Source organism: Avibacterium sp. 20-132 (assembly GCF_023611925.1).
GTDB lineage: Bacteria > Pseudomonadota > Gammaproteobacteria > Enterobacterales > Pasteurellaceae > Avibacterium.
The window spans coordinates 2,296,211-2,315,641 of sequence record NZ_CP091456.1 but is presented as its reverse complement, the minus strand read 5'-3'; the positions used below and the strand labels follow the sequence as shown (position 1 = coordinate 2,315,641).

At 40.5% G+C, this 19,431-nt stretch carries 21 protein-coding genes; 9 read left to right on the top strand and 12 right to left on the bottom strand.

The features are described 5' to 3' along the window. Nucleotide 1 precedes the first annotated feature (1 nt). The 3 genes from truA to folC all read left to right on the top strand — a co-directional run bounded on the left by truA (nucleotide 2) and on the right by folC (nucleotide 3,117). On the top strand, nucleotides 2-793 hold the full coding sequence (truA, locus tag L4F93_RS11050) for a tRNA pseudouridine(38-40) synthase TruA (RefSeq protein WP_250350289.1): 792 nt from the start codon (nucleotides 2-4) through the stop codon (nucleotides 791-793). A 73-nt stretch (nucleotides 794-866) separates the two neighbouring features. Then, nucleotides 867-1,766, top strand: a complete 900-nt coding sequence (accD, locus tag L4F93_RS11045) for an acetyl-CoA carboxylase, carboxyltransferase subunit beta (protein ID WP_250350288.1) — start codon at nucleotides 867-869, stop codon at nucleotides 1,764-1,766. After that, nucleotides 1,759-3,117 (top strand): bifunctional tetrahydrofolate synthase/dihydrofolate synthase, encoded by a 1,359-nt coding sequence (folC, locus tag L4F93_RS11040; protein WP_250350287.1) that lies wholly within the window; start codon nucleotides 1,759-1,761, stop codon nucleotides 3,115-3,117. Before accD ends, folC begins: the two co-directional genes overlap by 8 nt. Nucleotides 3,118-3,172: 55 nt before the next feature. Here the strand turns inward: folC and L4F93_RS11035 are convergent, their stop codons facing one another. Further along, complete coding sequence (locus L4F93_RS11035) at nucleotides 3,173-4,177, bottom strand: ornithine carbamoyltransferase (RefSeq protein WP_250350286.1); 1,005 nt, start codon at nucleotides 4,175-4,177, stop codon at nucleotides 3,173-3,175. 76 nt (nucleotides 4,178-4,253) lie between these two features. Between L4F93_RS11035 and L4F93_RS11030 the strand changes: the two genes are divergently transcribed. Continuing rightward, the gene (locus L4F93_RS11030; RefSeq protein ID WP_250350285.1) at nucleotides 4,254-4,427 is read left to right on the top strand and encodes a YoaH family protein; all 174 of its coding nucleotides are present in this window, start codon (nucleotides 4,254-4,256) and stop codon (nucleotides 4,425-4,427) included. 233 nt (nucleotides 4,428-4,660) lie between these two features. Then, nucleotides 4,661-4,870 (top strand): cold shock domain-containing protein CspD, encoded by a 210-nt coding sequence (gene cspD / locus L4F93_RS11025; protein ID WP_103852945.1) that lies wholly within the window; start codon nucleotides 4,661-4,663, stop codon nucleotides 4,868-4,870. Between the two features lie 67 nt (nucleotides 4,871-4,937). Here cspD and yccS read toward each other — a convergent pair whose 3' ends face one another. The 3 genes from yccS to L4F93_RS11010 form a co-directional block, all read right to left on the bottom strand. Continuing rightward, entirely contained in the window at nucleotides 4,938-7,091 is a 2,154-nt protein-coding gene (gene yccS, locus L4F93_RS11020) for a YccS family putative transporter (protein WP_250351693.1), read from the bottom strand. A 37-nt stretch (nucleotides 7,092-7,128) separates the two neighbouring features. After that, entirely contained in the window at nucleotides 7,129-7,587 is a 459-nt protein-coding gene (gene mgsA / locus L4F93_RS11015) for a methylglyoxal synthase (protein ID WP_250350284.1), read from the bottom strand. A 61-nt stretch (nucleotides 7,588-7,648) separates the two neighbouring features. Further along, on the bottom strand, nucleotides 7,649-8,308 hold the full coding sequence (locus L4F93_RS11010; protein WP_250350283.1) for a curli polymerization inhibitor CsgI-related protein: 660 nt from the start codon (nucleotides 8,306-8,308) through the stop codon (nucleotides 7,649-7,651). A gap of 173 nt (nucleotides 8,309-8,481) precedes the next feature. Here L4F93_RS11010 and L4F93_RS11005 point away from each other — a divergent pair, with 173 nt between their 5' ends. Further along, the gene (locus L4F93_RS11005) at nucleotides 8,482-8,757 is read left to right on the top strand and encodes an acylphosphatase (protein ID WP_250350282.1); all 276 of its coding nucleotides are present in this window, start codon (nucleotides 8,482-8,484) and stop codon (nucleotides 8,755-8,757) included. Between the two features lie 117 nt (nucleotides 8,758-8,874). Here L4F93_RS11005 and L4F93_RS11000 read toward each other — a convergent pair whose 3' ends face one another. The 6 genes from L4F93_RS11000 to L4F93_RS10975 form a co-directional block, all read right to left on the bottom strand. Then, nucleotides 8,875-9,711, bottom strand: a complete 837-nt coding sequence (locus L4F93_RS11000; RefSeq protein WP_250350281.1) for a metal ABC transporter permease — start codon at nucleotides 9,709-9,711, stop codon at nucleotides 8,875-8,877. Further along, nucleotides 9,711-10,562, bottom strand: a complete 852-nt coding sequence (locus tag L4F93_RS10995) for a metal ABC transporter permease (RefSeq protein ID WP_250350280.1) — start codon at nucleotides 10,560-10,562, stop codon at nucleotides 9,711-9,713. Before L4F93_RS10995 ends, L4F93_RS11000 begins: the two co-directional genes overlap by 1 nt. Next, complete coding sequence (locus L4F93_RS10990; protein WP_250350279.1) at nucleotides 10,559-11,476, bottom strand: ATP-binding cassette domain-containing protein; 918 nt, start codon at nucleotides 11,474-11,476, stop codon at nucleotides 10,559-10,561. Before L4F93_RS10990 ends, L4F93_RS10995 begins: the two co-directional genes overlap by 4 nt. Continuing rightward, nucleotides 11,466-12,353, bottom strand: a complete 888-nt coding sequence (locus L4F93_RS10985) for a metal ABC transporter substrate-binding protein (RefSeq protein ID WP_395897669.1) — start codon at nucleotides 12,351-12,353, stop codon at nucleotides 11,466-11,468. The genes L4F93_RS10990 and L4F93_RS10985 overlap by 11 nt, the downstream gene beginning before the upstream one ends. Before the next feature lie 76 nt (nucleotides 12,354-12,429). Next, entirely contained in the window at nucleotides 12,430-12,759 is a 330-nt protein-coding gene (locus L4F93_RS10980; protein ID WP_250350278.1) for a TusE/DsrC/DsvC family sulfur relay protein, read from the bottom strand. 81 nt (nucleotides 12,760-12,840) lie between these two features. Further along, a complete protein-coding gene (locus tag L4F93_RS10975) occupies nucleotides 12,841-13,503 on the bottom strand; it encodes a Bax inhibitor-1 family protein (protein WP_250350277.1) in 663 nt (220 codons plus the stop codon). A 176-nt stretch (nucleotides 13,504-13,679) separates the two neighbouring features. Here L4F93_RS10975 and L4F93_RS10970 point away from each other — a divergent pair, with 176 nt between their 5' ends. Then, entirely contained in the window at nucleotides 13,680-14,126 is a 447-nt protein-coding gene (locus L4F93_RS10970) for a YcgN family cysteine cluster protein (protein WP_250350276.1), read from the top strand. A gap of 27 nt (nucleotides 14,127-14,153) precedes the next feature. Here the strand turns inward: L4F93_RS10970 and L4F93_RS10965 are convergent, their stop codons facing one another. Both L4F93_RS10965 and L4F93_RS10960 read right to left on the bottom strand, forming a co-directional pair. Next, a complete protein-coding gene (locus L4F93_RS10965; protein ID WP_250350275.1) occupies nucleotides 14,154-14,444 on the bottom strand; it encodes an addiction module antidote protein in 291 nt (96 codons plus the stop codon). A 3-nt stretch (nucleotides 14,445-14,447) separates the two neighbouring features. After that, complete coding sequence (locus L4F93_RS10960; protein ID WP_250350274.1) at nucleotides 14,448-14,744, bottom strand: type II toxin-antitoxin system RelE/ParE family toxin; 297 nt, start codon at nucleotides 14,742-14,744, stop codon at nucleotides 14,448-14,450. 250 nt (nucleotides 14,745-14,994) lie between these two features. On the opposite strand from L4F93_RS10960, the gene malQ reads away from it, so the two are divergent. Beyond that, nucleotides 14,995-17,091 (top strand): 4-alpha-glucanotransferase, encoded by a 2,097-nt coding sequence (malQ, locus tag L4F93_RS10955; RefSeq protein ID WP_250351691.1) that lies wholly within the window; start codon nucleotides 14,995-14,997, stop codon nucleotides 17,089-17,091. 9 nt (nucleotides 17,092-17,100) lie between these two features. Further along, a complete protein-coding gene (glgB, locus tag L4F93_RS10950) occupies nucleotides 17,101-19,383 on the top strand; it encodes a 1,4-alpha-glucan branching protein GlgB (RefSeq protein ID WP_250350273.1) in 2,283 nt (760 codons plus the stop codon). The last annotated feature ends 48 nt before the right edge of the window (nucleotides 19,384-19,431 follow it).

Below are 19,431 nucleotides of genomic sequence, written 5' to 3'. Positions count from 1 at the left end.
AATGAAAATTGCCCTAGGTATTGAATATAACGGCAAGAATTATTTTGGCTGGCAACGGCAAGAGCGTGTAACAAGCGTGCAAGAGCAGTTGGAAAAAGCCATTTCTTTTGTGGCGAATGAAGAATGTCAAATTTTCTGTGCGGGAAGGACGGATTCAGGTGTTCACGCAACGGGGCAAGTGGTGCATTTTGAAACCAATGCCATTCGTGCAGAAAGTGCGTGGAGCTTTGGGGTGAATGCCAATTTGCCTGATGATATTGCGGTCTCTTGGGCAAAACAGGTCGATGATGATTTCCACGCACGTTTTAGTGCCACTGCACGTCGTTATCGCTATGTGATTTATAACAATAAACTGCGTTCCGCAATTTTACCAGAAGGCGTAACGCATTATCATCAACCTTTGGATCACCGATTAATGCACCAAGCTGGGCAAGCATTATTAGGTGAAAATGATTTTTCTTCTTTCCGTGCCGCACAATGCCAATCGCATACGCCGTGGCGAAATGTGCATCATTTAAATGTGGTCAGACAAGGAAAATACATTATTGTGGATATTCAGGCGAATGCCTTTGTGCATCATATGGTGCGAAATATCGTGGGAAGTCTGATGGAAGTCGGGGCAGGGCGTCAGCCTGTGGAATGGATAGGTTGGTTGCTGGCGCAGAAAGATCGCAAACTGGCAGCGCCCACTGCAAAACCTGAAGGGCTTTATTTAGTGCAAGTTCATTATCCCGAATCATTTGCTATTCCTCAAAATGCGCTTGGACCACTTTATTTGTCGGATCAGTTATAATGTTTAAAAGCTAGAATATTATAATAAATTATGGTCTAATAAGCGGAATTTTTTGTTAATAGAAAGGGTTAAAATGAGCTGGATTGATCGAATTTTTAGTAAGAATACGGCGTCAAATACGCGTAAGGCGAATGTGCCAGAAGGCGTTTGGACAAAATGTACTTCTTGCGAACAAGTATTATATCGCGATGAATTAACGCGTAATTTAGAAGTTTGTCCAAAATGTGGACACCATATGCGTATTGATGCGCGTACCCGTTTATTGGCATTGTTAGATAAAGAAAGTGCGGTGGAAATTGCAGCCGATCTTGAACCAAAAGATATTTTAAAATTCAAAGACTTAAAAAAATATAAAGATCGCTTAACCGCAGCACAAAAAGAAACAGGTGAAAAAGATGCGCTCATTGCTATGGCGGGGACATTATATGGGATGCCTGTGGTTGCTGCCGCGTCTAACTTTAGCTTTATGGGCGGCTCAATGGGGGCTGTGGTTGGGGCAAAATTTGTACAAGCAGCGGAAAAAGCCATTGAGGATAATTGTCCTTTTGTGTGTTTTTCTGCCAGTGGTGGTGCGCGTATGCAAGAAGCCTTAATTTCCCTTATGCAAATGGCTAAAACCAGTGCCGTATTAGCAAGAATGCGTGAAAAGGGCGTGCCGTTTATTTCTGTATTAACAGATCCAACGCTAGGCGGTGTTTCAGCAAGTTTTGCAATGCTTGGCGATATTAATATTGCTGAACCAAAAGCCTTAATTGGCTTTGCTGGCCCGCGTGTGATTGAGCAGACTGTGCGTGAAAAACTGCCAGAAGGTTTTCAACGCAGTGAGTTTTTATTAGAAAAAGGGGCGATTGATATGATCGTAAAACGCGGCGATATGCGTGAAACCCTTGCGAGTTTGTTGGGGAAACTTTCTAATAAGCCTTCTCCTTTTGTGCAAGCTGAATTAGTAGAAAACCTTCCTGAGAATGAATAATTTTAAGTTATCTTTAACAGCCACTTCGCCTTTGTCGCAGTGGCTTTCTTATTTAGAACAAAGCCATTTTAAAGCCATTGATTTAGGTCTTGAGCGCATTAAATCCGTTGCACAACAACTTGATTTGCTTAATCCTGCCCCCTTTGTGATCACCGTTGGTGGGACAAATGGCAAAGGCACAACTTGTCGCCTGTTAGAGCAGATTTTGCTGAACGCAGGTTATCGCGTCGGGGTGTATTCTTCACCGCATTTAATTCGCTACAACGAGCGTGTTCGCATTCAAAATCAGGAATTACCTGATGAGCAACATAGTGCCTCTTTTGCTTTTATTGAGCAGAATAAAACGCAATCTTTAACTTATTTTGAATACAGCACCTTATCGGCGTTATATTTATTTAAACAAGCTAAGCTAGATGTCGTTATTTTAGAGGTTGGGCTAGGCGGTCGATTAGATGCGACCAATATTGTAGATAGCGATATTGCGGTGATTACCAGTATTGATATTGATCACACTGATTTTCTTGGCAACACCCGTGAGCAAATTGCGTTTGAAAAAGCAGGGATTTTTCGTGCCAATAAACCTGCCATTATTGGTGAGCCTAATGTGCCAAACACAATGTTGGAACAAGCACAAAAGCGACATTGCCAGTTAAGCCGTCGTGGGGTAGATTGGACGTTTAGCCAAACCGCGCAAAGCTGGCAATGGCAACGTGAACACTGTCATAATCAAGAAAGTGAAAACAAAAAAGTGCGGTTGGAAAATCTGCCTTTTCCGCATATTCCTCTTGCTAATGCCGCCACGGCTTTAGCGGTGTTACCTTATTTGCCTTTTCACATTGCAGAACAGCATATTCGTGAAGCGTTACAAAATGTGCAACTTACGGGACGTTTTCAGTCTTTAGAGAGTAAGCAACGACAAGGCTTGGCTAAGCTGTTACATTGTGACGAAAAAACATTGCCACAGGTGATCGTTGATGTCGGGCATAATCCGCACGCAGCAAAATATTTAGCGGAAAAACTCACCGCACTTAAAAAACCGACACAACGTATTCTCGCCGTTTGTGGTATTTTGAAAGACAAAGATGCGCAAGGTGTTTTTTCCCCACTGCTTGATATTATAGATGAATGGCATTGCGTGAGTTTATCCGTTGCACGAGGACAGCGCAGCGATGAGTTACTGATACAATTGAACCAGCTTGCTTTATCGCAAGGAAAAAAAATCAATGCGTCTGCAGAAATATCAATGACACAGGCATTACAAAGTGCGGTGCAAAATTCGCAAGAAAATGATGTGTTGCTCGTGTTTGGCTCATTTTATACCGTAGGGCAGTTATTAGCATTACTCGCATAAAAAAATGCCCGATGGAGGGCATTTTTTATGGTAAGCGATAAAGGTTGGTAAGCTGTTATGCTAACGATGCGACCATTACCGCTTTAATGGTGTGCATACGGTTTTCTGCTTGATCAAAGGCGATGTTCATTGGTGATTCAAACACCTCTTCCGTGACTTCAATACCGTTTGCTAAGTGCGGGTATTTTTCGGCGATTTTTTTACCTACTTCGGTTTCGCAATTATGAAAAGCTGGCAGGCAGTGCATAAATTTCACTTTAGGGTTACCACTGCGTTGCATTAGGGATAGGGTAACTTGATAAGGCAAGAGTAACTCAATGCGTTCACCCCAGCTTTCAAGTGGTTCACCCATTGATACCCAGACATCAGTATGAACGAAATCAACGCCTTTAACGGCAAGATCAATCTCTTCTGTAATGGTGATTTTTGCCCCTGTTTGCTGTGCGAATTCTTGACATATTACCACGAATTCTGCTTCTGGTTGCAAGGCTTTTGGGGCGCAAATTCGCACGTCCATTCCTAATTTTGCCCCAATTAATAATAAGGAATTGCCCATATTGTTACGTGCATCACCAATATACACATAGCGAATTTCAGACAATGGCTTATCACAATGTTCCATCATTGTAAGTACGTCCGCCAGCATTTGGGTTGGGTGAAATTCATCGGTTAGCCCATTAAACACAGGCACGCCAGCATATTCTGCCAGTTCATTCACAACGGCTTGTTTAAAACCACGGTATTCAATGGCATCATACATTCGCCCCAATACACGCGCGGTGTCTTTCATACTTTCCTTATGTCCAATTTGCGAAGAATTGGGATCAATATAGGTTACATTTGCACCTTGATCATAAGCCGCCACTTCAAAGGCACAGCGTGTGCGGGTAGAGGTTTTTTCAAAAATTAAGGCAATGTTTTTGCCTTTTAATTTAGGCTGCTCTGTGCCTGTATATTTCGCCTGTTTTAAGTCTTTAGCAAGTTGCAGTAAAAATTGAATTTCTTGTGGGGTGTGGTGTACAAGGCTCAGTAAATGACGGTTTTTTAAGTTAAAGGGCATAATTTTTCCTCTTATGTTGTGTTTGCGAATTTTGTTGGTATATTACTGATTTCTTTTAAGCGAATAAAGGTAAATTATGTTAGATCACGCATTATTAAGTTTAACGCACGAACAACAGCAAGAAGCGGTGGAAAAAATTCAGGCATTAATGGAACAAGGCATAAGTAGTGGTGAGGCAATTACGATTGTCGCCAAAGCACTACGCGAACAGCACCAACAAAACGTAGAAAACCATTCTGTTAAGGAATAATTTCATACCTAAATAAAAATTTTTGGAGTAATTTTTTATTTGCTGAACTGTGTAAGCAACACATATATAAAGAAATTTTGTGATCTCTGTTTGATTTTAGAAGATTGGTTCTTGCGAAAAAGAGAAATTTATTTGAATATTTACTCGAAAAATTAGGGAATAAGGCGAGTGCTTTATTGGTTTTCAAAATTCTATCAGAGATAGAAAATCCATTTAGAGGTGAAATGTTTATTATGGAAGTTGGTGTTGTTAAATGGTTCAATAACGCAAAAGGGTTTGGATTTATTTCAGCAGAAGGGAATGATGCAGATATTTTTGCGCATTATTCTGTGATTGAAATGGAGGGTTATCGTTCTTTAAAAGCGGGGCAAAAAGTCAATTTTGAAGCGGTACACGGTGATAAAGGCTCGCACGCAACCAAAATCGTCCCAGTTGTAGAATAGATAAAGTAAGTTCATATCCTTTAAGAAAAAGGTAAAGTTTAGCACTTTGCCTTTTTTCTTTTCTATTTTAATGTGCTTGTGCGTATTTTCTATTATGAAAAATCACATAAATATGCGGCAAGATTTGGCTTATCATATTAAGCTGTTGAATTGGAATGCCCACTTCAGATTGGCTCAGTTTTTCTCCTTGTTGCTCATTTAGTTGTTGCAAGGATTGATGAATGTTTTTTTGCAGCTTGTCAAACACAGGCTGAGATAAGGATTCAATATGCTCTAATGCGTAGATCAGTTTTTTCGCAATAGGATAATATTCTGCCATAAAATCAATATTTTGCTGAATTTGCTTAATATGTTTGCGGTAAGCACCAAGAGCAGAAATATAGCTTAATAAGGAATAATTGAGTTTTAACATTTCAAAGCCTTCTTGTAAGTGATCTTTGTATTTTTCTGGATCACTATTCATATTAGACATCGTCGCGCTAAGCGCGGTGGCATATTCGTGCGCTTTTCGGCGTGCAATGCGATATTGCAAGTTATCACATTTACCAAATTGAAGTTGGCTGATGATATACAACAAATATTTGCCATCACTTTGAATGGCTTTGTGAATCACTTGGCTAAGTTGTAGATATTTCCAATCAGGCCATAAATAGGAAACCGCAATCCAAGCAATAAAAGCGCCTGCTAAGGTATCAATTAAGCGAGAATAAAGGGCAGAGTGAATATCAAAGCCAATAATATTAAAGCTAATAAGTACCTGTAAGGTAATGAAAAACGTGGAAAAGCTGTAATTATTACTGCGGAAAAAGAAAAATAACGTACTGGTTGCTACCACCAAGCCCATCTGTAAGGCTAAGGTCGGGTGGGCATAAGGTAATAATGACCCAATAATTACCCCGAGAATAGTCCCAATAATGCGTTGTTTTAAGCGTAATTTCGTGGCGGCATAATTCGGTTGGCAAACAAAGACAGCCGTGAGCAAAATCCAGTAACCACGTGAAAGCTGTAAAAATTCTACGATGGTACAGCATACAAAAACCACAATCGACAATCTGACTGCGTGGCGGAAAAGCTGTGAATCAAAACTTAAATGGCTACGAATGGTGAGCCAAATATTTTTTAGCCCTGTTACATCGCTATCATCGTGAATTTTCACCCAGCGGTGATGTGTTTCAGAAGATTCAGGGGCTTGCCCTAAATGGCGTAGCTGCCAGTCCACCCCTTGTAAATTATTAATTAGGGTTTTGATCGCGGTGTTTTGCGTATCATCTTGATGCTGCTGCGCATAATGCTCAAAAGATTGATTTACGCCAGCTATTGCACGTTCTAAACGAGGGTTATAGCGATAATGGCTATTTTGTTGCAGGCTTTGTGCAAAATCACGGCACGCTTGAGCTTGCAATTCTAAAAGGCGTTGAATACGAAAGATTAAATCCGTATTTTTAAGCTGTTGCGCTAAGACTTGATAATTAAAATAGCTAGAATTAGCGCGTTCGTGAATATCTTGTGCCGCAAAATAATAATTGATCATCTGTGTCGTACGCGTGTGGCGATATTGCCCGCGAATACGGTAAAACAGCGCAGTACGGCAAGCATTAAAGGCATTAATCAGTTGGCTATTTTTCATCGCAAGGGTAATTTGCTTGCTTTCGAGTTGATCAATATCATCGGGATCAAAAAACAAGGATTTTGCTTCTAAATATTCAGCTAATGCTAAAAAAGATTTTGCCACCGCATCTTGCACTGGGCGGTTAGGAAAAAAAAGATAAACGATAATCGCGGTAATGCTATATAGCAATGTACCTAATAAAATTAATAAGGAATTGAGATACCACAGGGTTTCAGGTTGATAGGTGAGGGTGGTGTAAAGGGCAACCACCAGCGTACCAAAAGAAATTGTATTGTAACGTTGTCCCACCGCACCGATCATCGTAAAAATAAAGGTGATGACCGTCATCAACAGAGTAAATGCCACCCCATTACCCAGTGTGAGCTGAACGCTCAATGTGGATACCGAAAAGGCAAGTAGGGTATAGAAAATATTTTTCAGCCGCCCAGTTAAACGATTGTCTAAATCTGCTAAACCGCCAGCAATAATGCCTAGCACCAAAGGCATACTTTGCTGTGAAATATCAAATAACCAAACGGAAAAAGCAGCAATGTTTACTGCAATAAAAACAGGAATGGTTGCGATAACTTTGGCATTTAGCCAGTTATTAATTGTCATTTTTATACCCTAAATTGCATTAACGCGAGATTTATTTTAACCGCGCTTTGAGATAATTGGCATAATCTGGCACTTGAATATCAACAGTTTGGTTAAATAATTGACTTTGCACCAAAAAGTCAGCACTGGCGATATTCATTGCAACAGGAATATTCCACACCGTAGCAATACGCATTAAGGCTTTGACATCAGGATCGTGCGGCACGGCATTCATTGGATCCCAAAAGAAAATCAGCACATCAATTTTCTGTTCTGCAATTAATGCACCAAGTTGTTGATCCCCGCCCATAGGACCGCTTAACAATGGTGTAATGGGAAGTGCAGTTTCTGCTTGGATTAAATTGCCCGTTGTCCCTGTGCCATAAAGAATATGGGCAGAAAGTAAAGTGCGGTGCTTTTTACACCAATTTATTAAATCTTGTTTACAGTGATCGTGGGCAACCAAAGCAATATGTTTATTTTCTGTAAGCTGTCGCGTGGTATTTTGCATTTTTCCTCCAGATAGCAAAAAGTGAGCGTAAAGCCCACTTTTTCTCAATAATAATTTACGATTATTTTTGTTTTTTTGCCCAATTTAAGAAGCGTGTTTGCGTTTCTTTATCTGCTTGTTGGAACCAGTATTGTAATTGCTGTTCCACCACATTTTCACCTTGTACGGTAATTTTACCTTTTTGTGCTTTTGCTGCAGAAGGCAGTGCTGCTGGCATTGCTGTTGTGGCAAAAGAAGATACCGAAGCAACCGCACCTGAAGCGTTGTACTCAGAAAGATTGTCAATCAGATTTAAACCGGGTAAGAAACCTTCCTGTTTTAATAGATCCTGTTTAAATGGCACATTTTTTCCAGAAACAGTTTTTACGCTAACAACAGGGTTTTTATTATAAGCTTCAGTTTCACGCTCATCTTCAAGGTGTGGGGCAGAAATCACAACATCTTCTGCTGTCCCTTGGAAGGTGACGATGATTGGATTGGATTCAAATAATGCCCGATCAGAACCACCCGATCTCACCACTTCACTTACACGCACCACAACTTGGTGGGGTTGTGTATCATTAGCTTTAAAAGAATTTGTTGATTTTAAAAGAGATTTACTTGCCTTTTGTCCGTCAATGGCTAAAAAATCAACATTAGATGAACTGGTTACCATTCCAGCAAAACTTGCTGTACTAGTGAATAACGCTGCGGTAGCTAATGCAGCAAAACGAAATTTCATATTCGCTCCTTTCATATAAGGGATAATGTTTTATTTTGATTCACTTTAATCATTTAAAGTGGACTTGGCTATGCTATGCTAATTTGGCAAAAATGAAAATAAAAAATTTTATTTTTGCTTGAAATTTGCGCAGTTAAATGACATTGGAATGATTTGGATCATTAGGAAGGAAAATGAACGTAAAAAAATTTGCCGTTTATGGGCGTGTGCAAGGGGTAGGGTTTCGCTATTTTACTTGGAAAGAAGCCACAAAAATCGGGCTAACGGGCTGGGTAAAAAATCGCTCAGATGGAAGTGTATTGGTTATTGCGAAAGGTTCAGAACAACAATTAACCCAACTTTATCAATGGTTACAACGTGGCTCACCCAGTGCGGTGGTGAAACAGGTCATTATGGAAGATTATCTTGGTGATGCAGTTTTCCACGATTTTTCTGTACGTCGTACTTAATACAGATAAAATAAACAGAATATCGCGTTATTGCACAAGCCTATAACGGGTGAAAGAGAGGGAAGCCAAGCCATAAGCAAAATTTACCTTGTTGTATTGGTACAGAACGCTGTTTTCTTAGTTAATTGGACGAAGTTTGCGATAGCCTAACGCGAGTACAAAGCCTAATGCCTGTAACAAAATAATGGTTGGGCCTGTAGCCGCATCAAGATGATAGCTCAGAATTACGCCAAGAAAACTGCTTGTTGTGGCAGTGGCAATGGCAATAAGTAGCATTGTGTTGAAATTTTTACTCAACACATAAGCGGTGATCCCCGGTGAAATCAGCATTGCGGTGACTAAAATAATCCCGACCACTTGCATTGTGCTGATGATCGTTAAGGCGAGCAAAAACAGCAAACCATAATGCAATTTTGTTACCGCAAGCCCAATTACGCGCGCGTGGTTTGGATCAAAACAGAAAAGCAAAAAATCTTTTCTTTTCAGTAAGATAATCAACAAAACTAGCGTGGCGATAACCAGTGTTTGGACTAATTCCTGTGGGGTAATCCCTAATAAATTGCCGAATAGAATATGGGAAAGGTGTTGTTCCGTCTCGACCTTACTAAATAGCACAAGCCCCAGTGCGAACATTCCTGAAAACATAATGCCCATCACCGTGTCTTCCTTAATACGGCTGTGAGATTTTAAATAGCCAATGCCAAAAGCACAGCATAAGCCAGAAACTAATGCACCTATGGCTAAGGGAATGCTTGCTACATAAGCCAACACGATTCCCGGTAAGATCGAATGAGAAATGGCATCGCCCATTAGCGACCAGCCTTTCAAAATCAAAAAACAAGACAATACAGCACAAATCACGGCAATGATTAATGCCATAAATAACGCATTTTGCATAAAAGGATAACTGAGCGGTTCAACCCACCAGTTCAGTCCGACGTCAATCCAATTCATTATTCCTGCTCCTTATTAGCAGAACGCGTGTGGCGTAAAATGCCGTATTTAGGGGAAAAGAAAAACGCGGCTAAGAAAAGTGCGGTCTGAAAACACACAATTAATCCGCCTGTTGCACCGTCTAAATAATAGCTGATATACACCCCCAATAAACTGCTCCCTATGCCAAGGCTTATTGCAATGATCACTAAGGTTTTAAAGCGATCCGTGAGTAAATACGCCGTTGCCCCCGGTGTGATGACCATTGCGATCACCAAAATTGCGCCAACGGTTTGCAAGGCAGCCACCACACAAGCACTTAATAGGGTAAAAAAGAGTATTTTGTAATAATGCGGTGATAGCCCCACGGCGGAGGCTTGCATTTCATCAAAAAAGACCAGTAACAGATCTTTCCAAAAAATCAGTAATAGGATAAAACAAATGCTAATAATGATTGTCACTTGCCAAATATCTTCTGCTGAAATGCCTAAAAGGTTGCCTAATACAATATCTTGTACGTTAATGGCGGTAGGATTGAGAGAAATAATAAATAATCCCAGTGCAAAAAAGGTGGTAAAAATAAACCCGATCACCGCGTCTTGGCGTAAGTTTGATAAGGATTTTACCCATAAAATAGAAAGTGCGGCTAAAATTCCTGAAAAAAATGCTCCGATTACATAAGGGAAAGAGAACGCATAGGCGATGGCAACCCCGGGAACAACAGAATGCGAAAGGGCATCCCCAATTAATGACCAACCTTTCAACATTAAATAGGCGGATAAAAACGCACAAATTCCTCCCACCATTGCGCTTAATATAAAGGCATTGATCATATACTCATAATGGAAAGGTTCTAATAATAAGGCGATCATTGGGTGTTCTCTTTAGTCGAACGGCACGGGCAATCTTCTACATTACAATCACGAATAATCGGCGCAGGTGGATCATTTTTAGTTTGTCCATAAAACACCGCAGGCAGTTCATCGTCGGTGAGAACGGTAACGGTACGTTCATCTTCATCATCGTGTAGATCGCGTGCGCTGAGTTTGACATTGCGCAACACACCACCAAAGACCTGTTCTAAATTTTGTTGAGTGAAGGTGCTGGCAGTACTGCCTTGCGCAAGCACTGTGCGGTTGATCATAATCACTTGATCGCAATAATCAGGGACTGCCCCTAAATTATGGGTGGAGACGAGAATTAAATAGCCTTCTTTACGCAAATTGGCAAGGAGATCCATAATTGCCGCTTCCGTTTGTACATCAACGCCCGTGAAAGGTTCATCAAGCAGAATAATTTTGCTTTTTTGCGCAAGTGCGCGCGCAAGAAAGACGCGTTTTTTCTGTCCACCAGAAAGCTCGCCAATTTGACGTTGTGCAAGGTGCGCAATATTTAAACGTGTCATTGCAAGCTGAACTTCTTGTTTATCAAGTGCGGTGGGAATTCTTAGCAAATTCATATAGCCATAACGCCCCATCATCACTACATCATAAACGGAAACAGGAAATTGCCAATCCACTTCCTCACTTTGTGGCACATAGGCGATTAAGTTTTGTTTTAGTGCGTTTTTAATTGGCTGATCACAAAGCAAAACTTGCCCTTGTTGTGGTTTGACCAATCCCATTAAACTTTTAAATAAGGTGGATTTACCACTCCCATTCACGCCCACCAATGCACAGGTTGTCCCGCCTTGTAATTGAAAAGACACATTATGAATGGCGGTATGTCCGTTGTTATAACGGACGGTGACATCCTGTACCTTAATGGTGGGCTGACTATTGGGCATTTTCAAATCCTTCAATAATGGTTGTTATCGTGGTGTTAAGCAAATCTAAATAAGTGGGAACTGCCCCTTTGGCATTGGAAAGGGAATCCACATATAGCACACCGCCATAATGAATGTGGCTTTCTTTCGCCACTTGTTGAGCAGGTTTTGGCGAGATGGTACTTTCGCTGAAAATCACTGGAATGTGATGTTGGCGAATTAAATCGATCATCTGGCGTACTTGTTGCGGTGTGCCTTGCTGTTCTGCATTTATCGCCCAAAGATACACTTCTTTAAAGCCATAATCCTGAGCGAGATAGCTAAAAGCGCCTTCAGAGGTGGCAAGCCAGCGCTGCGCTTGGGGAATTTTATCAAATTTAGGACGAAGTGTGCTATCTAAAGTGCGGATCTTTTTTGCATAATTTTCCGCATTTTGACGGTAGGTTTCTGCATTTTGTGGATCATATTTAATCAACGCATTTTTGATATTTTCCACATAAACTAACCCATTACTTGGCGACATCCACGCGTGTGGATTTGGGATTTTTTTCTCGGCACTTTCCGCAATAAAAATTGGCTGAATGCCTTCTGTTACCACCACGGCAGGTTTATCTTGCACATTCTGGAAAAAACGTACGAACCAACGCTCTAAGTTTAGCCCATTCCATAATACCAAATCCGCAGACTGTGCTTTAACAATATCTTTTGGCGTTGGCTCATAGCCGTGAATTTCCGCGCCGGGCTTGGTAATAGATTCTACGGTTGCTGCATCACCTGCAATATTTTGTGCAATGTCTTGAATAATGGTAAAGGTTGTGACAACTTTGAATTTAGCATAGCTGAGATGACTGAATAAGATTGTCGCGATTAAGCTCGCCATAGTGAATAATTTCAACATAAATCCCCTTAAAGTGAATGGTTTTTAATGATTATAAAGGGTAAATCATCGCAAGTAAATGAGAATAGTTCTCAAGTTATAAGCATTTTGCAGGTTTTGGTAATCCAGCCAGTTTCGTTGCTTGCTTTGCAGGGCCTTCTGGGAATAAGCGTTGTAAGTAACGGCTGTTGCCTTTATCTTCCCCTAATTTTTGTGCCATTGCTTTCACCAACATTCTGATCGCTGGGGAAGTGTGGTATTCCTGATAAAAATCGCGTACAAAATGAATGACTTCCCAATGTGCCTCGGTTAGCGTGAGTGCTTCTTGCTGTGCAATAGCTAGCGCGACATCAGGCGTCCACTGGGTTAAATCCAATAAATAGCCTTCATTATCTGTTTCGATGATTTGATTGTTTATATTCAACATTTTTCTTTCCTTTATTGTTTTTTTTAATTATACAAAAACGCCCCTAGAAAGGGGCGTTGAATTTACCGATTAAAGCAATTATTAATCATTGCGTAAAATACCGAGTAAGTTTAATAAACTCACAAAGATATTATAAATAGACACATAAAGGCTCACGGTTGCACGGATATAATTGGTTTCACCACCGTGAATGATGCTACTGGTTTGATATAAAATGCCCATACTAGAGAAGACGATAAATAATGCACTTAACGCAACATAAAATGCAGGCATTTTAAAGAAGAAACTGGCAATCATTCCCACTACAAGCACAATAAATAGCGTAAACATCATACCTGAAAGGAATGACATATCTTTTTTCGTGCTTAATACATAGAAAGAACAGGCGAAGAACACCGCTGCAGTTCCGCCAAGTGCAAGGGCGATTAAATCTCCCAATCCTGCACCGATGTACATATTTAATACCGGCCCTAAAGAATAGCCAATAAAACCAGTTAAGGCGAAGGTTGAAAGAATTCCCCACGCACTATTTTCTAATGCACTATTTAAAAATAATAAGCCATAAAATCCCACTAATAACACACCGAAATGTAATGGGGCAACATTTAAGGTCATTGCCACATAAGCAACAATGGCAGAAAAAGTTAAGGTTAAAGCGAGCAAGAAATAGGTATTGCGTAACACTTTATTGGTGGCTAATACCGATTCTTGGCGGCTGTCTTCAACGATTAAACGAGATTGCATAAACGCTCCTGTGATGAATATAAAAGTCAGACTGATAAAGTATAGGCTAGAGGGGGAAAAGTCAATGAATAGCAATGGATTTTTATTTATTTTCCTATTGCCGTGAATAGGCAAAAAACACGGAGATTGTTATAATTCAAAACATAATGTTAAAGAAGACATCAGCAATCAAACGAATGACAACACAATTAGAAAAAAACTTTTGGCAACATAAATCACTACTGGAAATGAATGAGGCAGAATGGGAAGCCTTGTGTGATGGTTGTGGAAAATGCTGTTATCGTAAATTTATTGAAGGGCGAGGGCGTCGAAAAACCTTATACTTTACTCGCATTGCGTGCAATTTATTAAATTTAGAAACAGGAAAGTGCGGTAATTATTTGCAACGTTTTCAACTTGAGCCAGATTGCACTAAACTGACAAAAAAGAATTTACCCGACTTTCATTGGCTACCCGCGACCTGCGCGTATCGTTTGTTGTATGAAAATAAACCGCTTTTTGATTGGCATCCATTAATTTCTGGCGATCCAAACACCGTTAAACTCGCCCATATTCCCATTGCCAATGGCATTCACGAAAAAGAGGTGATTGATTGGTTTGAGTTTGTGATTGAGGAGCCGTAATTTATATTTAGCCTTAAGGTACATATTTTAAAGACTGATACTTGGTTTTACCTGAAAAGTGAGATTTAAGGCTTTCATCACTTTTAATATCGTTGCAAAAGTTGGGTTGCCTGAACCCGATAAGGCTTTATATAACCCTTCTCGGCTAATTCCTGTTTCTCTTGATAATTGGCTCATATTTCTTGCTTTGGCAATATCGCCAAGTGCAGAAAGAATGAGTTCCATATTATCTTCTTGTAAAACTTCATTAAGATAAAGTTGCATTTCTTCTTCATTGTTGAGGTATTCAGCTACATCAAAATTGGTTAATTTTTCCATTGGTTAAACTCCCAGCGTTTTAGCTAATTGTTTCGCTTTTAAAATATCCTTAGATTGAGTGGATTTATCACCACCACATAATAAAATAACCCATTCACCATTATGATTTTTCAGATAGATGCGGTAACCTTGCCCTTCAGTAATTCTCAGTTCAGATAGTCCTTCACCAATAGGTTTGACATCACCGAAATTTCCAAATGATAAACGTTTTAGTCGTGCAAGAATTTTGATTTTCGCACGTTGATCTTTAAGATTTTTTAGCCATTTATCGAAGGTTTCGGTACGTTTTATAGAAATCATTGAAATAACTAGCGGGTTAGAGAATGGATAAATTATATCTTAAAATGTGTATTTGTAAACCACAGTTATCAGATTAGGATTTGCCTACAACTAAGTGTTATGCCTTAAAAGGTGTTTTCTATTTTCCTTCTCGTATCCTGTAATCTTTATTTGATAGAGATCACGAATTTAAAGGAAACCGTTTGCTTTTAACTCATTGATTTGTAGAATGAAGTCAATTCTCCAGTATTTATGGTTGTTGGAAGAGCAAATGGATATGAAAACACCACGTTATACAAGAGCTGAGGAATTAGGCATTGCCATTTCTCATTATGATATCGACGGCAATTTAATTTATGCTAATCCAGAGAGTTTGGCCTATTTTGTTGAATTGCTTTCTTTGCGGCGAGACAATCCAGATAAGAAAAGTGCGGTGCAATTTGATGATGTTTTTGTGGTGAAAGAAGGGGAACCGATTATTTATGATACTGCACGGTTAGCACCAATATCGCCGATACGCAATGCGATCTTATTTAACGAACAACATCAGCCCATAACGCCACTTTCCTTTACGAATTCACTCTTTTCTTTTCCTACACAACCTTTTGGTTATTATCTTTTACAGCTTTCTACTTGTGAAAAAAACTATCACGTTCGCCTCTTTGTTCACCCTAAAACGACTTACCAACCTACGATTTTTCAGCAGAAAAAAGCGTGGGGCTTAAATGTTCAGCTTTATAGCTTACGTTCAGCACGAAATTGGGGGATTGGTGATTTTGCCGATTTAGCATATTTGGTCGAACAAGCAAGCTGCTATGGTGCAGAATTTATCGGCATTAACCCATTGCACGCAATGTATTCAGCCGTGCCTGAATGGGCAAGTCCTTATAGCTCAGCCTCAAGACGTTATTTGAATTGGCTTTACCTTGCCGTTGATCAATTGCCTGAATATAAATTATGTCAATCCGTGCAGAATTGGGTGAATCAAGCAGAGATTCAACAGCAACTTTTTGTTTTACGCAATGCAGAGCAAGTGAATTATACGGAAATTACGCAGCTAAAATTGACCGCACTTGAAAAATTATATGCCTATTTCCAACGTAGCCGTGCGGCAAAAATCCAGCCTCGGCAAAAGGCCTTTGCTGATTTTGTTAAACAGCAAGGGAATGAGTTGTTATATCAAGGCTTATTTGACGTATTAGATCGCCAAAGTTCGCACTCAACCATTGAGCAAGAAAGCCAAATTGGCTGGCTTGGTTGGCAACAATATCAACAACTTAATACGAAACAACGGGATAAATTAATTCGTCAGCATAAAAATGGAGTGATGTTTTATTGCTGGTTACAATGGCTTGTGCAAGAGCAACTTAATCGTATTCAAGCCTTATGCCAAGAGAAAGGAATGTCTTTAGGTATTTATGGTGATTTAGCCGTAAGTAGCTCAAGGGGCAGTGCAGAGGTGTGGGCAGATCCCACTCTTTACTGCGTAGCGGCGTCTGTGGGCGCACCACCCGATCCCTTAGGGCCTGTGGGACAGAATTGGCATATTCCGCCTTATCATCCGAGTGAACTAAAAGCCCGTGGTTTTCAACCTTTTATCAATTTATTACGAGCCAATATGCAGCATTTTGGCGTGTTGCGGATCGATCATATTATGGGACTTTTCCGCTTATGGCTCATTCCCCCAGAAAAAACCGCCGCCGATGGGCTTTATGTGCATTATCCTTTTGCCGAATTAATGGCCATTTTGGCGATTGAAAGCCAACGTAATCAATGCCTTGTTGTCGGGGAGGATTTAGGCACCGTGCCAGATGAAGTGCGGTGGAAATTAAACGAATTTCAGATTTTTTCCTATTTTGTACTGTATTTTGAGAAGCAGGATTTGCAATATCCCGATAAGAATGCGTTTCCAACGAATGCCTTTGCCACCATTGGCACGCACGATGTGCCGTCTTTAAGTAGCTTTTGGCATTGCCGAGATCTCGAACTTTTTGCTCAACTTGGCGTGTTGCAAGGGGAAATGCTAAAACAGAAATATGATCAACGTGTTATTGACAAACAAGCGTTACTCAATAGTTTACACCGCGATCAATATTTGCCAGATGATTACTGGGGCGATGCACTCAGTATGGCAATGCACCAAAACTTAATGCGAGTGATCCACCTTTATTTGGCAGAAAGTCAAACCAAACTCATTGGCGTACAGTTAGAAAATTTATTGGAACAAGAGATTTCCTTTAATTTGCCCGGAACCTCATTGGAATACCCAAATTGGCGAATGAAATTATCTCGTTCGATTGAAGACATCTTTTCTGACGAAAAAATCACCGCACTTTTAACTGAAATTAATCAAGCGCGTCTGCGATAAGAGGTTTGTATGAATAAATACCTTCCACAAGAAACCATTAATGCCTTTTTTAACGGGACACATTCTGATCCATTTTCTGTATTAGGAATGCACGAAACAGAAAAAGGGATTGAAATCCGCGTGTTATTGCCTGATGCGGATAAGGTCGTGATTATTAATAAAGAAAATCAAGAAAAAGTGTGCGAACTAACTTGCCTTGATGATCGTGGCTTTTTCGCAGCGGTAATGCCAGAGACACGCAGTTTTTTTGCTTATCAGCTGGAAGTTTACTGGGGGAATGAACCTCAGCTTATTGAAGATCCTTATCGTTTCCACCCAATTATTCAAGAGCTGGATAATTGGCTGTTGGCGGAAGGCTCACATTTACGCCCTTATGAAATTTTAGGCGCCCATTTTATGCAATGTGAAGGCGTATCAGGTGTGAATTTTCGCCTATGGGCGCCGAATGCAAAACGCGTTTCCATTGTGGGCGATTTTAACTATTGGGACGGTCGTCGCCACCCAATGCGTTTTCACGCCACCAGTGGCATTTGGGAATTGTTTATACCAAAGGCTACACTCGGACAGTTCTATAAATTTGAAGTACTCGATTGCAATGAACAGTTACGTTTAAAAGCCGATCCTTACGCCTTTAGCTCACAGCTTCGCCCTGATACTGCCTCACAAATTAGCCCATTGCCAAATGGGGTAGAAATGACCGAAAAACGACGTAAAGCAAACCAATTTGATCAGCCAATTTCCATTTATGAGGTGCATTTAGGCTCTTGGCGGCGTAATCTTGAGAATAATTTCTGGTTGGATTATGACCAAATTGCCGAGGAACTCATTCCTTATGTCAAAGAAATGGGCTTTACGCATATTGAATTTTTGCCCTTGTCGGAATTTCCTTTTGATGGTTCTTGGGGCTATCAACCCATTGGGCTTTATTCACCAACCAGCCGTTTTGGCACACCCGAAGGCTTTAAACGTTTGATCGAGAAAGCCCACGAGGCGGGCATTAATGTGATTTTAGATTGGGTGCCGGGGCATTTCCCAAGTGATACTCACGGTTTGGCTGCCTTTGACGGCACGGCGTTGTATGAACACGCTGATCCAAGAGAAGGCTATCATCAAGATTGGAACACCTTAATTTATAACTATGGTCGTAATGAGGTGAAAAACTTCTTATCGGGGAATGCGTTATATTGGCTTGAACGCTTTGGTTTAGATGGTTTGCGTGTAGATGCCGTGGCATCAATGATTTACCGAGATTACAGCCGCGCAGACGGTGAGTGGATTCCAAACCAATACGGGGGCAGAGAAAACTTAGAAGCCATTGAATTTTTAAAACACACCAATTATGTGATCGGCACAGAAAATGCAGGCGCAATTACTATTGCGGAAGAATCCACCTCCTTTGCGGGTGTCACCCACCCACCGCAAGATGGCGGCTTAGGTTTCCACTTTAAATGGAATATGGGCTGGATGAACGATACCTTATCCTATATGCGAAAAGATCCGATATATCGCCAACATCATCACGATCAAATGACCTTTGGAATGATGTATCAATATCGTGAAAACTTTGTGCTCCCGCTTTCTCACGATGAAGTGGTACACGGCAAAGGCTCACTTATCGGCAAAATGCCGGGGGATGCGTGGCAAAAATTTGCGAATTTGCGCGCTTATTATGGCTATATGTGGGGGTATCCCGGCAAAAAATTGCTCTTTATGGGCAACGAATTTGCCCAAGGGCGTGAGTGGAATTACCAAGAAAGCCTAGATTGGTTCTTACTTGATGAAAGTGTTGGTGGGGGCTGGCATAAAGGCGTATTGAATTTAGTGAAAGATTTAAACCGCACTTATCAAACTCACCCAGCATTATACCAATTAGATTACGATCCAAAGGGCTTTAATTGGCTTGTGGTAGATGATTATCAACATTCTGTCTTCGTGTTTGAACGTTGTAGTCGTGATGAGGAACGTATTATCGTGGTCAGTAACTTCACCCCAGTACCGCGTTATGCGTATCGCTTTGGCGTGAATGAAGCAGGGGTATATGAAGAAATTCTCAATACAGATTCTTACTTCTATCAAGGTGCTAACCTTGGTAATCAAGGTGAAGTACAGAGTGAAGCTATTCCAAGCCACAATAAGGCGCATTCTATTTCCGTAACCATTCCGCCATTGGCAACGATTTACCTAAAATGGCGAAACCCCACTAAAAGCGAGAAAAGAACGCCAAGCACCCAAGTGGAAAACGAGCAAAAAATGAAAACAACAACGCGTAAAACAAAGAAAGCCCCTCGGTAAAAGAAAAAATCCGCCTAAAGAGGCATTTAAATCAAGCGATAAATGGAT